15 protein-coding genes are annotated in these 14,650 nt (G+C 73.8%); 6 read left to right on the top strand and 9 right to left on the bottom strand.

The genetic code is table 11. The features are described from left to right. Positions 1-34: 34 nt before the first annotated feature. Positions 35-1,291 carry a cation:proton antiporter gene (locus ACIBQ8_RS02380; protein WP_397190779.1) on the bottom strand — a complete coding sequence of 419 codons (1,257 nt, stop codon included), beginning with the start codon at positions 1,289-1,291 and terminating at the stop codon, positions 35-37. A 190-nt stretch (positions 1,292-1,481) separates the two neighbouring features. On the opposite strand from ACIBQ8_RS02380, the gene ACIBQ8_RS02375 reads away from it, so the two are divergent. Together ACIBQ8_RS02375 and ACIBQ8_RS02370 are read left to right on the top strand one after the other, a co-directional pair. Further along, entirely contained in the window at positions 1,482-2,003 is a 522-nt protein-coding gene (locus ACIBQ8_RS02375) for a snapalysin family zinc-dependent metalloprotease (RefSeq protein ID WP_397168368.1), read from the top strand. Positions 2,004-2,137: 134 nt separating this feature from the next. Then, positions 2,138-3,559 carry a hypothetical protein gene (locus ACIBQ8_RS02370; protein WP_397190778.1) on the top strand — a complete coding sequence of 474 codons (1,422 nt, stop codon included), beginning with the start codon at positions 2,138-2,140 and terminating at the stop codon, positions 3,557-3,559. On the opposite strand, the gene ACIBQ8_RS02365 is transcribed toward ACIBQ8_RS02370, so the two are convergent. Continuing rightward, positions 3,534-4,064 carry a GNAT family N-acetyltransferase gene (locus tag ACIBQ8_RS02365; RefSeq protein WP_397190777.1) on the bottom strand — a complete coding sequence of 177 codons (531 nt, stop codon included), beginning with the start codon at positions 4,062-4,064 and terminating at the stop codon, positions 3,534-3,536. The genes ACIBQ8_RS02370 and ACIBQ8_RS02365 overlap by 26 nt on opposite strands. 63 nt (positions 4,065-4,127) lie before the next feature. Then, positions 4,128-4,727 (bottom strand): hypothetical protein, encoded by a 600-nt coding sequence (locus ACIBQ8_RS02360; protein WP_397168363.1) that lies wholly within the window; start codon positions 4,725-4,727, stop codon positions 4,128-4,130. Positions 4,728-4,790: 63 nt separating this feature from the next. Between ACIBQ8_RS02360 and ACIBQ8_RS02355 the strand changes: the two genes are divergently transcribed. Then, positions 4,791-5,405, top strand: a complete 615-nt coding sequence (locus ACIBQ8_RS02355) for a TetR/AcrR family transcriptional regulator (protein WP_397168361.1) — start codon at positions 4,791-4,793, stop codon at positions 5,403-5,405. Between the two features lie 59 nt (positions 5,406-5,464). After that, complete coding sequence (locus ACIBQ8_RS02350) at positions 5,465-5,935, top strand: nitroreductase family deazaflavin-dependent oxidoreductase (RefSeq protein WP_397168360.1); 471 nt, start codon at positions 5,465-5,467, stop codon at positions 5,933-5,935. Here ACIBQ8_RS02350 and pip read toward each other — a convergent pair. Further along, complete coding sequence (gene pip / locus ACIBQ8_RS02345; RefSeq protein WP_397168358.1) at positions 5,884-6,885, bottom strand: prolyl aminopeptidase; 1,002 nt, start codon at positions 6,883-6,885, stop codon at positions 5,884-5,886. The genes ACIBQ8_RS02350 and pip overlap by 52 nt on opposite strands. 20 nt (positions 6,886-6,905) lie before the next feature. After that, the gene (locus tag ACIBQ8_RS02340) at positions 6,906-7,313 is read right to left on the bottom strand and encodes an ATP-binding protein (RefSeq protein ID WP_397168356.1); all 408 of its coding nucleotides are present in this window, start codon (positions 7,311-7,313) and stop codon (positions 6,906-6,908) included. A 200-nt stretch (positions 7,314-7,513) separates the two neighbouring features. Here ACIBQ8_RS02340 and ACIBQ8_RS02335 point away from each other — a divergent pair, with 200 nt between their 5' ends. Then, entirely contained in the window at positions 7,514-8,335 is an 822-nt protein-coding gene (locus ACIBQ8_RS02335; RefSeq protein ID WP_397190776.1) for an MEDS domain-containing protein, read from the top strand. A 12-nt stretch (positions 8,336-8,347) separates the two neighbouring features. On the opposite strand, the gene ACIBQ8_RS02330 is transcribed toward ACIBQ8_RS02335, so the two are convergent. Then, positions 8,348-8,899, bottom strand: coding sequence for a helix-turn-helix domain-containing protein (locus ACIBQ8_RS02330; RefSeq protein WP_397168353.1), 552 nt, complete (start codon positions 8,897-8,899; stop codon positions 8,348-8,350). A 77-nt stretch (positions 8,900-8,976) separates the two neighbouring features. Here ACIBQ8_RS02330 and ACIBQ8_RS02325 point away from each other — a divergent pair, with 77 nt between their 5' ends. Continuing rightward, the gene (locus ACIBQ8_RS02325; RefSeq protein WP_397190775.1) at positions 8,977-9,813 is read left to right on the top strand and encodes an alpha/beta fold hydrolase; all 837 of its coding nucleotides are present in this window, start codon (positions 8,977-8,979) and stop codon (positions 9,811-9,813) included. Here the strand turns inward: ACIBQ8_RS02325 and ACIBQ8_RS02320 are convergent. The 3 genes from ACIBQ8_RS02320 to ACIBQ8_RS02310 all read right to left on the bottom strand — a co-directional run bounded on the left by ACIBQ8_RS02320 (position 9,803) and on the right by ACIBQ8_RS02310 (position 14,586). Continuing rightward, positions 9,803-10,345 carry a cysteine hydrolase family protein gene (locus ACIBQ8_RS02320; RefSeq protein ID WP_397168349.1) on the bottom strand — a complete coding sequence of 181 codons (543 nt, stop codon included), beginning with the start codon at positions 10,343-10,345 and terminating at the stop codon, positions 9,803-9,805. The genes ACIBQ8_RS02325 and ACIBQ8_RS02320 overlap by 11 nt on opposite strands. Positions 10,346-10,409: 64 nt before the next feature. After that, positions 10,410-12,158, bottom strand: a complete 1,749-nt coding sequence (locus ACIBQ8_RS02315) for a glycoside hydrolase family 75 protein (RefSeq protein ID WP_397190774.1) — start codon at positions 12,156-12,158, stop codon at positions 10,410-10,412. A 19-nt stretch (positions 12,159-12,177) separates the two neighbouring features. After that, the gene (locus tag ACIBQ8_RS02310) at positions 12,178-14,586 is read right to left on the bottom strand and encodes a PQQ-dependent sugar dehydrogenase (protein WP_397190773.1); all 2,409 of its coding nucleotides are present in this window, start codon (positions 14,584-14,586) and stop codon (positions 12,178-12,180) included. Positions 14,587-14,650 lie beyond the last annotated feature (64 nt).

The raw sequence follows: 14,650 nt of genomic DNA, 5'->3' as shown, positions 1-14,650 counted from the left end.
CGGCCTCGCGGCCCCCTCTCCGCGAGGCCGCGTCCTACCCCCGGGCGCCCGTGGTCAGGCGCTCGCGGAGGGCGTCGAGGCGGGCCATGGCCGGGGTCGCGGTGATGCCGTGCAGGACGACCGAGAGCACCACGGTGAAGGCCGTCACCGCCCACAGCTCCTCGGGCGGCACCCCGAAGTCGGCGTGACCCAGCGCGTACGCCAGGTAGAACAGCGACCCCACCCCCCGGATCCCGAACAGCGAGATGACCCGGCGCTCGCGGGGCCCGGCCGGGCCCCGCACCTGGGAGAGCCAGCCCGCCACCGGGCGGATGACCAGGATCAGCAGCGCCCCGACGAGGGCGCCGCGCCAGGTGAGCGGGGCCAGGCCGCCGGCGGCGACGAATCCGCCCAGCAGGAGCAGCAGCCAGGAGGTGAAGAGCCGTTCGAGCTGCTCGACGAAGCCGTGCAGGACGTTGTTGTAGCCGTGCCCGTGCTCGACCCGGCGGATGGCGCAGGCGGCGACGAACACGGCGATGAAGCCGTAGCCGCTGACCAGCTCGGTGACGCCGTAGGCGAGCAGGGTGGCGCCCAGGGCGACGAAGCCGTCGCGGCGCTCGGCCAGGCGCAGCTCCTCGGCGGGGGAGTGGAAGAACAGCCGGCCGAGCAGGCGGCCGATCAGCAGGCCGCAGACGACCCCGGCGACGATCCGGTAGAGCACGTCCGTCAGCGCCCACTCGCCCGTCCAGCCCAGGCCGCCGGCGGTGGCCAGGGCGATGGCGGCGTACACGATGGGGAAGGCCAGGCCGTCGTTCAGGCCCGCCTCCGAGGTGAGGGCGAAGCGGACCTCGTCGTCGGCGTTCTCGGCGTCGGCGGGCTCGCCCACGCTGACGTCGGAGGCGAGCACCGGGTCGGTCGGCGCGAGCACGGCCCCGAGCAGCAGCGCGGCGGCGACGGGCCAGCCCAGCACGCCGGTCGCCGCCGCGGTGACCCCGGCGACGGTCAGCGGCATCGCCCAGCCGAGCAGCCGCCAGGTCGTCGACCAGCTCCGTAACCCGATCCGCCGGTTGAGCGCCAGCCCCGCGCCCATGAGCGAGACCAGCACGCAGATCTCGGTGATGTGCTCGACGGCCGCCCGGTGGGCGACGGGGTCGGGCTCGGGCAGCCCGATCGGCAGCAGGTACAGCCCCATGCCGCCGAGCAGGTAGACCAGGGGCGGGGAGAAGGCCCGGCGGGCGAGCAGGCCGGGCAGGACGGCGGCGAGCAGCGCGGCGGCGCCGCCGAGGGCCAGGACGAGATCGGGGGTGGACATCCCGGCCCCACTGCCCTGATCAACTCAGGACAATCTTCCTTTTAAGCATGCAAACCGCCTCAGTATCCCTCGGTCCGCCGAGCCGGGGCCGTCGTCGGCATATCGCGGCAATATGCACTAATCGCTACTTTTCCGACCCGTGACCGCGCGCCTACCGTGACAGGACCCCCCAACTTCTGGAGGAGGATCCGTGTCAAGGTCTCTCCGTGTCACGCTCTCCGTCGTCCTCGCCCTCTCCTTCCTGCTGGTCACCTCCCCGGCCCAGGCCGCCGTGCTGGTCCGGGTGCTGCGGTACGACGCCTCCCGGTCGGCGGAGTTCGTCAACGTGGTCAACCAGGCCGCCCAGGTCTGGAACGCGAACGTGGTGAACGTCCGGCTCATGCAGGGCACGCCCGCCAGCTTCGTCGTCCTGGCCGACAACAACTGGCCCAGGACGCTGCCCACCGGCCTCGGCCGCGGCACGATCTGGATGGGCCGCCAGGCGGTCGACCAGGGCTACTACCCGCTGCGGATCGCCACCCACGAGATCGGCCACATCCTCGGCCTGCCGGACCGGCGCACCGGGCTCTGCGGCGACCTGATGTCCGGCTCCAGCGCCCCCGTGAGCTGCACGAACGCCACCCCCAGCGCGGCCGAGCGGGCCGAGGTGGACCGCAACTTCGCCGGCGCCGCGCCCGCGGTCGAGTTCGGCCGCGTCCACGAGGACCGCTGACCTCCGGCGCGCGGCGCCCCGCCGTGCCACCCCGTGCCACCCCGTGCCGCCCCGCCGGTTCGTCCGGCGGGGTTGGCCGGCGGGCCGTGATCGTATTGTCTGGGGGGATCACCCCCCCACGTGAGGATCAGCGCATGCCCCGTTCGAGAGCCGTCCTGTCAGCCCTCGCCGCCGCGGCCACGGTCCTGGCGGCGAGCGGATCGGCCGAGGCGGCGGCGGACGTGCCGTTACCCTCGGCGGTCTTCCGCGCCACGCACAACAGCTACTCGGGCAACGTCAACGGCGCCCGGAACTCGATCGCCTACCAGCTCGACCACGGCGTCCGCTTCGTCGAGCTCGACGTGCACGACAACGGGTACGCCACCGCCCGCGACTACTCCGTCGGCCACGACGCCCCCGGCGACGAGGTGGACCACGCGGGCAACCCGGCCGCCAACCTCCTCCGCGACTGGCTCGCGGTGATCGCCGGCTGGTCGGCGGGGCATCCCACGGCCGCGCCGATCGTCGTCGCCCTCGACCTCAAGGACGACCTGACCGACAACCCGTCCCACGCCGCGGGCAACCCGGCCGCGCTGAACGACGAGCTCGTGGCCGCCTTCGGGCCGCGGCTGCTGCGGGCCGAGGACTACCCGGCGACCCCGCCCACGGTGGACGCGCTGCGCGGCCGCGTGCTCCCGGTGATCTCCGGCGACGGCACGACCCGCACGCTGTACAAGCGCGACCTCGGCTCGAACCCGGCCGTCGCGGCCAACGCCCGCGGGCAGGTCGTGGAGGTGCACGACTCCGGCGCCGGAGCGCTGTGGTACTGGACCGGCGCGTACGGCGCCGACGGCCGGGTGACCTGGCTGCGCCACGGCAGGTACGACAGCGGCCTCACCCCCGCCGTCGCCCTGAACGACAACGGCGACCTGGTCGAGGTCCACCAGTCGCAGAACGCCACCACGCTCTGGTACCGCGTGGGACGCCTGGACGCCGCCGGCGAGATCACCTGGTCCGCCAGCCGCCAGTACGACAACGGCGTCCTGCCGACCGTCCGCTTCACCGACGCGGGCGGGACCCGGCTCCGGGAGATCCACCGCAGCCAGAGCAACAGCCAGAACTGGGAGTGGTCCGGCACGCTCGACGCCGGCGCGGCGAGCGTCGCGTGGAGCGGCAACGCCAGGACCTCCGACGCCCGCCACGACAAGACCACCTCCTACGGCGGCGCGCCCCGCGTGCACGTGTGGACCGGCGCCGACGGCCCGACCCCGGCGCGGACCCTGCGGGTGGACACCGACGCGGTCACCGGCGACCGCGTCCGCTACCGGCAGGTCGCCTTCACCGAGTTCCAGCAGGGCGACAGCGCCGAGCTGCGGCAGGACGCGCTGTTCTACGCGGCGCCCGCCGGGCAGTCGTCGTTCATCACCGACGCGCGGCGGGCGGGCCGGCTCGTCCGCGGCTGGGACTTCGACTCGGCGGGCCAGGCGACCGATCCGCCGGCGAACTACCCGGCCACCAACCGTCCGTACGACGCCTGGTACCAGGACCTGCTCACGCGGACGGGCGCGGTGGAGTGACCGGCGGACGGCGGCGGGTCAGCACGCGGGTGGTGCCGCCGTCGTCCTCGGCGATGTCGCGTACGTGCTCGAAGCCGATCCTGCGCAGCACGGCCAGCGAGGCGAGGTTGTCCGGCGCGACGGTGGCGTGCACCTCGGTCAGGCCGAGGGCGCCGAAACCGTGGCCGACGATCGCCTCGGCCAGCTCCCGGCCCAGGCCCACCCCCCACACCGCCGGGACCAGCGCGTAGATGAGCTCGTGGCCCGGCACGGTGTCGGTCGGCTTGATCTCGGCGTGCCCGACCAGCTCGCCGTCCCGGCGCACGGCCCAGACGGCGAACAGGTCCTGGGCGTAGACCTTGCTGAAGATGCGGCCGAACAGCGCGCGGTCCTCGGCCTCGGTGGCGGTGCCGTCCCCCATCCACCGCGTGACCCGCGGATCCTGGAACATGGCGACGAACGCCTCCTCGTCGGCGGGGACGTACGGCTCCAGCAGCAGCCGCTCGGTGCGCAGAGTAGGGGTCATGAACGGCGAACCTACTCGAACGCCGCACGCCCGACGACTCGTTTTCCGCCGGGACGCCGCTGGTCACGCCTCCAGTTCGGCCGCCCGGCGCAGGTCCTTCGGCCGGCCCAGGGCGCGGCGCATCCGGATCAGGTCCTCGCGCGTGACGTAGTGGACCTCCAGGCCGCCGGGGCCGGTCGCGGTCAGCGCGCGGTCCAGGCACTCGCCGACCCGAAGCCCTCCCCAGGGCAGCGCCGGGGTGCAGCAGTCGCCGCCGGCCCCCGGCGAGGTGAACTGCGTCTTCGGGCGCAGCAGGGAGTCCGGGCGCAAGGGCAGCGGGCGGCCCGTCTCGTCGGCGAGCCGGGCGCCGACCGAGGCGAAGGCGGCGGCCAGGGCCGGGGCGTGGGCGGGGCGGCCGTCCCAGAGCAGGTCGAGGTCGCCGGTCAGCTCGGCGGAGCCGTGCATGATGCCGGCGACCTGCCCGATCACCGCGGCCCGGACGCCATGCCGGTGCAGGGCTTCGAGCAGGGGGAACGGGTCGAAGCCGAGGGCGCCGTCGGTGCCGATCGTGCCGGCGTCGTCGTCGGCGTCCTCGTGGCCCACGCCGGTGGCCCCCCGGTCCAGGGCCAGTTCGCGGGTACGTCGCGCGGCGGCGCGGAGGCGGTCCAGCGGTTCGTCGATCATCCGGACATGCAACACCGGCCGCCGCCGTGGCGCACGCCATTTTCGCCGTGCTAACTTGGCCGTATGACCAACTTGGCCGACCGGCCAAATTCGGCGCGCGGCGACCGCCGTCGCGAGCAGCTGGTGGAGACCGGAATCGCGCTGCTGGGCGAGCACGGGTGGCCCGGAGTCACCACGCGGGCCGTGGCCGAGCGGGCCGGCACCAACCCCGGCCTGATCCACTACCACTTCGGCGGGCTGCCCGGCCTGCGCGAGGCGATCTTCCGCCGCGCCACCGACCTCGTCGTCGGCCCGCTGGTCGCCGAGCTGCTGGCCGCCGCCGACGAGCGCGCCGCGCTGGCCCTGCTGCGCGGCCTGCCCGCCCAGGCGGCGGCCGACGGGCCGACGACCCGGCTGGCCGCCGAGCTGATCGTGGGCGCCACCCGCGATCCGGCCCTGGGCGTGGTGCTGCGCGACGAGCTGCGCCTGGCCCGCGGCCGCATCGCAGCCCGCCTCGGCCGCCTGCGCCCCGGCTGGCCGGCCGCCCGCCTCGACGGCGTCGCCACGCTCGTCACCGCCGCGATCGACGGGCTGATGCTGCACCACATCATCGATCCCGCCCTCCCCGTCGGCGAGGCGCTGTCGGCGGTGGAGGACCTGCTGGCGGCGGGCGAGCCGGCCGCGCCGCCGCCCGGCTGACGGCGGCGGCGCGGCCGGGCCGCCCGGGACGGGTCACCCACCACGGAAGGAGACCGACCATGGAGATCGTCAGGAGACCGGACCCGCCGGCCGGGCTGCGCCGCCGCCTGTGGCGGCTGCCCATCCTGCTGTACCGGCTCGGCCTCGGGCCGCTGCTGGGCGGCCGCGTCATGCTGCTCACCCACACCGGACGCGTCTCGGGCCTGCCCCGCCGGGCCGTCATCGAGGTCGTCCAGCGCGACGGGCACGGCTACGTGGCCGCCTCCGGCTTCGGCACCAAGGCCGACTGGTACCGCAACGTCCTGGCCACCCCGCAGGTGAGCCTGCAGGTCGGCGGCCACCGCTGCCGCGCCACGGCGGTGCCGCTGGAGCCCGGCGAAGGCGCGGACATCATGGCCCGGTACGCCCCCCGCCACCCGGCCGCCGCCCGCCGGCTCTGCCGCGTCATGGGCTTCGCCGTCGACGGCGGCGTGGACGACTACCGCGAGGTGGGCAGCCGCATCCCGTTCGTCCGGTTCGTTCCGGGGTGATCGGCGAAGCCGTCCAGGGCCTTCAGGATCTCGTCGCGGAAGCCGCCGCTGCCGGTGTGACCGGAGTCCTCCACGACCACCAGGCGGGCATCGGGCCACGCCTGAGCCAGGTCCCAGGCGTACTCCAGGGGCGCGCCGAGGTCGAAGCGGCCGTGGATGAGCACGCCGGGGATGCCCGCCAGCCGGTGCGCCTCCCGCAGCAGCACGCCCTCCTCCAGCCAGGCGCCGTTGGAGAAGTAGTGGGCGCAGATGCGGACGAGCGCCGCCAGCCGGTCCGCCGGCCGGTCGCTGTAGGCGTTGGGCTTGCCGTTGGTCTCCAGTGAGATGACCGTGTCCTCCCAGGCCGTCCAGTCGTGGGCGGCCTTGGCGCGGACCGCCGGATCGGGGTCGGCCATCAGCCCTGCGTAGGCGCTCAGCACCTCCACGACGCTGCCCCGGCACTCCTGCGGCACCCCCTCGCGGAAGCGCTGCCGCTGCTCGGGGAAGAACCGGCCGACGCCGTCGTACAGCCAGTCGATCTCCGAGCGGCGGGTGGTGGTGACCCCGGTGAGGACGATCTCCGAGACCCGCTCGGGGTGGGCCTCGGCGTAGGCCAGGATCAGCGTCGAGCCCCACGAGCCGCCGTACAGCAGCCAGCGGTCCACGCCCAGGTGCTCGCGCAGCCGTTCCATGTCGGCCACCAGGTGGTGGGTGGTGTTCGCCGACAGGTCGGTGGCCGGGTCGGCGGCGTGCGGCCGGCTGCGCCCGCAGTTGCGCTGGTCGAACAGGATGATCCGGTACCGCTCGGGGTCGAAGACCCGCCGCTGGCCCGGGGTGCAGTTCGACCCCGGCCCGCCGTGGACGACCAGCGCGGGCTTGCCGCCGGGGTTGCCGCACGCCTCCCAGTGGACGAGATTTCCGTCGCCGACGTCGAGCAGGCCATGGTCATACGGTTCGATCGCGGGATACATCCGGCCACCGTACTAGGGGTTCACGGCCGGCCGTCCTGGTCCGCGGGGGCGCGGCGCATGAACAGCTCCAGCCGGGACCGGCCGTCCGGATGGTCGAGCGTCACCCGGTCGCACACGCGCTGCATCATCCACAGCCCCATGCCGCGCTGCGGCGGCCAGGCCGGGACGCGGTTGAGATGGGCGGGCGTCAGGGTGCCGCGCTCGTCGATGACGTGCACCGTCACGCCGTCCTCGTCGCTGCGGGCGCTCACCGTGCCGGGCGCCTGGGCGTGTTCCAGGACGTTGCCCGCCGCCTCGCTGACCGCCAGCACCAGCCGTTCCACCCGCTCCTTGTCGAGCCCCGCCTCCAGGGCGAAAGCGCTGACCAGGCCGCGCAGATGGGCCAGATTCGCGCCGATCGGCACGTGCAGCCCGAAGGACTCGCCCATGGTCACCGCCTGATTCGTCCCGTTGGTCGGTACCGGCCCCCCGCCGCGACGAGCGGAGTGCGCGTGCGGCCGCTCATCTGTCAGTGAGCAAATCCTAAGCACCCTGATACGACATTCGGCCGGAAATTCCGCGAAACCCCTCCGGGCGGCGTGCCGCGCCTGCCTAGGATGAGGACAACCTGGCCTGGGGAGGCAGCACGATGGTGATTCCGCCGCCGGTGCAGACGGGCGATCACATCGGGGCGCGCTTCGCCTCCGACGACGACTTCCTGGCCGCCGCCGCCGGGTTCGCGCACGCGGGCGCCGACCGGCGGGCCCAGGTGATGCTCGTCCCCTCGCCACGGCTGCGCGGCCCGCTGGGCGACCGGCTCGGCGCGTCCGGGGCGCTGCGGGACGCGCTCGGCGAGGGCCGCCTGCACGTCATGGACCCCGGCGAGGTGCAGCTCGCCGGCGGCGGGTTCGACCCCGGCCGCCTGCACGCCGCCTACCGCGAGGCCGCCCGGGCCGCGACCGGCGCCGGTCACCCGGGTCTGTGGGTGGCCGTGGACATGACGTGGGCCCGTCCCGGCGTCGTGGACGCCGACGCGCTCGTCGCGTTCGAGGCCGCCGCCAACACCCTGTTCACCCCGGGCACCCTCACCGCCCTGTGCGCCTACGACACCCGCGTCTTCCCCCCGGCCCTGGCCTTCCGCGCCTGCCAGGCGCACCCGGCGATCGCCGAGGCGGCCCGCTTCGGCCACCGCGTCACCGCCGACGGGCTGGCCTTCTCCGGCGAGGCCGACGTCACCAACGCCCTGGCCTGGACCGCGCTGCTGGGCTCGCTCGCCCCCGACCACCACGTGGTGGACATCAGCGCGATGTCCTTCCTCGGCGCGCGGGCGCTGACCGACCTGGCCGCTACCGCCGGAGCCCATCCCCGGCCGCTCACCATCCGCGCCACCGCCCGTCAGGTCACCCGGCTGTCCCTGCTGAAGATCGACCGGCTCGCCGCCGTCGAGGTCCTGCCCGCCAGGACGGCGTGACGCCCCGGCGGGCTACCGGCCGGTTCCGTGCGCGGGCGGCTCGCCGGAGGGGAACAGGATCGCGCTGAGCAGGTAGGGGGCGCGGCCGGGGGCCGGGGCGTTGCCCAGCCGGTCGCCCAGCACCGCCAGCAGGTCGGTCAGCATCGCGGCGAGCTCGCCGGGGCTGAGCCACACGGTGCCCTGCCGGTAGGAGACCGAGTCGGCGACCGGGTCGGCGCCCTCGCGGCGCAGGTAGGCGTCGAACTCGGCGATCAGGACGGCCATGGCGGCGGCGAACCCCCTGCGGTGGTCGTCGAGCGACATCGACCCTGCGGCTTCGGCGTCGATCGCGGGACGGTCCTGGCGCAGCCGGTAGCGGCGCTCGGTGGCGCCGCGTACCCGCTGCTCGCCCTCGACCTCCAGGAACCCGCCCTCGGTCAGGTGGGCGACCTGGCGGTAGACGGTGATCTTGGGAACCTCGGGCATGCGGGCGCAGAGCTGGGCGATCGTCATCGTGCCCGCTGCGGCCACGGCGTGCACGATGCGCAGCCGTACGGGGTGCAGCAGCTGCTCGACAGGGTCCATGGCCTGACGATTTCATATGAGATACCGTTATCCAAAATGAAAACGTTCGGTTCGCGGAGCGGAGCGGAGGAGGCGGCATGCGCGACGTGCCAGGGCGGACGGTGCCGGTGAACGGGCGGCAGGTCTATGTCGAGGAGACCGGCGAGGGCCCCTTACCGGTCGTGTTCGAGGCGGGCGGCGGCTGCGGGCGCACCTGCTGGGACGCGGTGACGCCGCTGCTGGCGAGCAGGGCGCGGCTGGTGACCTACGACCGCGCCGGCCGCGGGCGCAGCGGCCCCGCGGCCGGGCCGCTCGGCATCGACGACCTGGCGGCCGACCTGGTCGCGATGACCGAGGCCGTCGTGCCGGGGGAGTTCGTGCTGGTCGCGCACAGCATGGGCGGGCTGGTCGCGCGGCGTGCCGCCGAGCTGCTGGGGCCCCGGCTGCGCGGGCTGCTGCTGGCCGACGTCCTGCCGGAGACCTCGCCGGTGTACGACGCCTGGGACCGGACCGCCGCCCAGGTCGACCGCATGATGGCGGTGACGCAGGCGCTCAGCCGGTTCCGTCCCCTGGCCCGGCTGTTCAGCGGGAACGTCCGGCGGCTGTTCCCCGCCGACACCTACCGGACCATGCTCGCCGAGGACTTCACCCCAACCGGGGTCGCCCGGACGCGCCAGGAGATCCGGGCCGTGGCCGCCGCGATCCCGCAGTTCCGGGCGCGACCGCCGCGGCTGCCGCACTGCCCGACGATCGTGTTGTCGGTGACCCGCGCCGCCCGTGGGCGGGAGCGTCAGCACGCCGCCAACCGCGAGCACCAGCGCCGCTACGCCGGCAGCCTGCCCGACGGACGCCACGAGGACGTCTTCTCGGGCCATCTGGTCCAGGCCGAGCAGCCGCACCTCGTCGCCGACCGCACGGCCCGGCTCATCGGGTGAAGCAGTCGCCGGACGGCGTGAGCCGGGCGGACATGTTGCGTTCCATCATGTTCAGCGCCGCCTGGCCGAGATCGTCATGGATGGCCGCCACGCAGTCGGGCGGCACGGTCAGCTCGTAGTGCCGCACGTAGGCGTCCAGCGCGCTGTACAGCACGCACTGCTCCGTCACCTGCCCGGTCAGCACCACCCGCTCGACCCCGCTCTGCGACAGCAGGTACTCCAGCGCCGTGCCGAAGAACGCGCTGTGCCGCACCTTGGGCAGGAACGCGCACCCCGGCGGCGGCAGGACCGGCTGCACCAGGTCGGGCCGCCGGCCCTTCATCGCCCGCTCCTCGATCTCCCGCCGGTCGGCGGCGAAGTCGCCGTGGTTGTCGTTGACGTACACCAGATCGACGTCGTCCCGCTCGCGGGCCCGCGCCACCAGGTCCGCGAGCGGCTCGACGATCGGCTCCACCTGCCGGGCGAGCCGCTCGGCGTCCTGGTGCTCGTACGGGTTCAGCATGTCGATGACGACCAGCGCAGATCTTGCCATAACCCCTGTCCTGTCCAGCTACCTGGCGTTTTATCCAGGACAAATCAGGGCATGGGGCGGCTGGTCAGTTCTGGTCGATGAACCGCTGGGCGAGGGTGCGGCCCAGCGTCACGGCCTGGTCGTGGTTCTCGATGGCCGCCACCTTCGTCCCGGAGCCGGTGAAGGCGATGTACGTGACGCCGGAGTCGGTGCCGCCGTTGCTCGGATCGGGGTTGATGCCCAGGTCGGCGGCGGTGCGGTAGGAGGCCTCGCCGATGATCCCGGACGGGCCCGTGTCGCCCGTGACCGCGTACTCGACCTGGCCGTTGTAGATGACCGCCACCACCGTCCCGCAGCCGATGCCCTTGGTCCGGTAGTCCCAGATCGAGCTGGGGCTCGGCACCACCACGTACGGGAGCTGCGCCGCGTTGAGCGGCGTGTCCGAGGTGGTGTGGCAGAACGTGTCGGCCTGGAAGCAGCAGTCGGTGCTCTCGTTGCACTGCGCGGTGCGGACGCCGTCGCAGTCGATGTCCAGGTCGCCCTTCCAGAACACGCCGCCGGTCTTGCCGCACACCGGGACGGTCCCGGAGGAGACGTCGGAGTCGGTCTTGTACTTGCCGCTGGAGATCTGGGAGCACGTGGTGAGCTCGGCGAGTAGCTGGTCGGCGGTGGGCCCGCCGGTGCCGCCGGTCGTGGTGCCGGTGACCGCGGCGCTGTGCCCGGACTCGTTGCCCGCCGCGTCCACCGCCGTGATCGTGTACGTGTGGGCGGACCCGGCGGCCAGCCCCGCGACCGTGGCGCTCGCGGTGGGCGAGGTCGCCACCACGGTCGTGCCCTCGTAGACGCGGTAGCCGGTGACGCCCACGTTGTCGGTGGAGTCCGTCCAGGCCAGGGAGATGCCGGTGGCCGAGACGCCGGTCACCCGCGGGCTCGCCGGCACGGTGGGCGCCTGGCCGTCGGCGCCGCCGGCGCCGCTGACCGACAGCCGGTCCACGTTCGGGCCGCCCTCGCCGCCGGTCCCGGTCGCGCGGACGGTGTTGACGCCGGCGTTCAGCGTCACCGTGGCGCGGGCGTCGGCCCAGGTGTCCCAGTTCCCGGTGCCGGGGAAGGCCAGGCCGGTCACCGCGGTGACGCCGTTGACGGCGACGTCCATCGGGCGGCCGGCGGCGGTGCCGTTGGCGTAGCGGAAGGTCAGCGTGTGGCTGCCGGCCTCGGCGACGTTGACCGACCATTCGACCGAGCCGCCGGGGGCGTTGACGTAGTCGACGAACCCGGCGCCGGTGTAGCCGGTGTGGTTGGTGGCCACGCTGGCCTGCGTCAGCGTCGCGGCCTCGGCCTGGTACTCGGTGGCCGGGGCGTCGGCGGTCGTGGCCTCCAGGAAGTCGAGGTTGGGGTTGCCGCCCGCGGACGCGGCGGTGACCCGGATCTTGTTGTCGCCCCGGTTCAGGGCGGCGGTGAGGGTGGAGGTCGCCCAGGTGTCCCAGTTGGCGGTCGCGCCGAACGAACGCCCGGCGGACACGACCGTGCCGTTGACGGAGACGTCGGCGGTGCGGGCGGAGCCGGTGCCGTTGGCGTACCTGATGGCCAGGGTCGCGGTGCCGGCCGCCGGGGCGTCGACGGTCCACTCCGTGTACGGGCCGGCCGCGTTGACGCTGTTGACGAAGCCGGTGCCGGAGAACCCGGCGTGGTTCGCCTCGACGGCGCCCTGGACGTTGGTGGCGTTCTCGGCCTCGTAGCGCACGGTCGCCGCGCGCGCGGGCAGCGCCACGAGCGCGGAGACGGCCAGGCACGCGACGGCGGCCGGGACGAGGGTGCGTAAGCGGGTTGCGAGCACGGGTCACTCCCTCGGGGGGCTACTGGATGGCGGAACGGCGGATCGTGTCGGCGCTGCCGTCGCCGTTGTTGTCGGAGTTGGTCGAGCCGAACCAGATGGCGGCGGCGCCCGGCACCTTCTCGACCAGGCGCAGCCGGCCGTACGTGCCGTTGAAGTAGGAGTTGACCGTCGAGACGTTCTCGCCGTTCAGGACGATGCGCCACAGCCGCTGGCCGCGCAGCGCCGCCATGAAGACCGTGTTGCCGACGATCGCGATGCCGCTCGGCGAGGCCTCGGCGACGCTCCAGGTGTACTTGGGGTTGGTCATGCCGGAGGTCGTGCAGGTGCCCTCGCAGGTCGGCCAGCCGTAGTTCTTGCCGGGCTGGATCAGGTTGAGCTCGTCGCGCGCGGAGTTGCCCAGCTCCGACGACCACAGCCGGCCGGCGGAGTCCCAGGCCAGGCCCTGCGGGTTGCGGTGGCCGTAGCTGTAGACGCGGGTGCCGAACGGGTTGCCGGGCGCGGCGGCGCCGGTCCTGGTGAGACGCAGGATCTTGCCGTTGAGCGAGTTCAGGTTGGGCGCGTTGGCCGACTGCTGGGCGTCGCCGGTGGTGGCGTACAGGTAGCCGTCGGGGCCGAAGCGGATGCGGCCGCCGTTGTGGTAGCGGTTCTTGTCGATGCCCTGGAGGATCGTGGTGTAGCCGCTGAGCGTGCTGCCGTTGAAGTTCATCTTCGCGATGCGGTTGCCCTCGGCGGCGGTGTGCATGAAGAACACCTCCTGGTCGGTCGTGCCGTTCCAGGTGGGGGAGAGGTCCAGGCCCATCAGGCCGCCCTCCCCGTCGGTGGTCTGCACGTTCGGCACGGTCCCGACCTGCGTCTTGGTGCCCGACGGCGTCACCTTGAACACCTTGAACGTGTCCCGCTCGGTGACCAGCGCGAAGGAGCCGTCCGGCGTCCAGGAGGCGTCCCAGGGCACGTCCCAGCCGCCCGCGACGGAGGTCGGCGTCTGCGGCACGGTCCCGCACCCGCCCGTGGTGAACGCGGCCGAGGCCGGGCTCGGCGCGGAGAGCTGGCCGGCGGTGTCGCGGGCGACGACGTCGAGCTGGTAGGTGTGCGCGCACTCCAGCGGCACGACGGCGCTGGTGGCGGGCGGCGCGCCGGTGACGGTGGCCAGCACGGCGCCGGAGGCGTGGTCGCGGACCAGGTAGGCGCGCACGCCGCCGTCGTCGGTGGAGGCGGCCCAGGTGACGGTCGCCGACGTGGGCTGCACGCCGCTGACCGCGGGCAGGCCGGGCGGCGAGGGCGGGTCGTCCGGCGGCGCGGGCAGCGTGTGGCAGGCGGCCTCGGGGCTGCTCAGCGAGACGTTGCCGGAGGCGTCCCGGGCGAACACCGACAGCTGGTAGCCGAAGTCGGGGGTCAGCCCGGTCAGCGTGGCCGGCGGCGCGGGGGCGGTGGCGATGAGCTGACCCTGCTGGTAGATGTCGTAGGCCACGACGCCGATGTCGTCCGTGGCGGGCGGCCAGTCCAGCTTCAGGCTGTTGTGGGTGATCTCGCTGCACACCGGCTGGCCGGGCGCGGTCGGCTTCTGGGTGTCGGCCGGTCCGCTGACGCGCAGCCGGTCGAGGTTGGGGCCGCCGTCCGCGGTGGTCGCGGTGGCCCGTACGGTGTTGGCGCCCGCGTTCAGGGTGGCGTTGAGCGTGACCTCGTTCCAGGTGGTCCACGCGCCGGTGCCGGGGAAGGACCGGGTGGTGGCGGCGCCGTTCACCGAGACGCTCATCGGCCGGTCGATCGTGGTGCCGTTGGCGTAGCGGAAGGTCAGGCTCTGCGGGCCGGTGGCCGCCGCGCTGACCTGGAACTCGACGTACGAGCCCGTCGCGTTGTCGTAGTTGACGAAGCCGGAGCCGGTGTAGCCGGCGTGGTTGGACTCCACGACGCCCCGCGCGATCGTGGCCGTCTCGGCCTGGTAGTCGGTGAAGGCGCTGACCTGGACGTCGGCGTCGAGGTAGTCCCAGTTGGGGTTGCCTCCGGCGGTGGCGGCGGTGGCCCTGATCGTGTTGGGGCCCGCCTTGACCTGGGCGGTCAGCGTGACCGTGGCCCAGGTGTCCCAGTTGGCGGTGGGGACGAAGGAACGGGCGGCGGCCACGACCGAGCCGTTGACGGCGAGGTCGGCGGGCCGGTCGCCGGTGGTGCCGTTGGCGTAGCGCAGGGCCAGCGTGGCGGTCCCGGCGGCGGGCGCGTCGACGGTCCACTCCGTGTAGGAGCCGGCGACGTTGTCGCCGTTCACGAAGCCGCTGCCGGAGTAGCCGGTGTGGTTGGACTCGACGGCTCCTTGCGAGAGCGTCGCGTTCTCGGCCTCGTACCGGGTGGGGGCGGCGTCGGCGGGGCCGGCGGGCACGGCCAGCGCGCCCGCGACCAGCGCGAGGACGCATAACCGGGTCTTCCACGAGTTCATCGGGTGGCTCCTGGGGGGTGAGCGGCTTTTCATCGTGTTCCCACAGGGAGTCACGGCCGTCAAC

Source organism: Nonomuraea sp. NPDC049646 (genome assembly GCF_044465525.1).
In the GTDB taxonomy this organism is placed as follows: domain Bacteria; phylum Actinomycetota; class Actinomycetes; order Streptosporangiales; family Streptosporangiaceae; genus Nonomuraea.
This window is presented reverse-complemented; position numbering and strand designations above follow the sequence as displayed.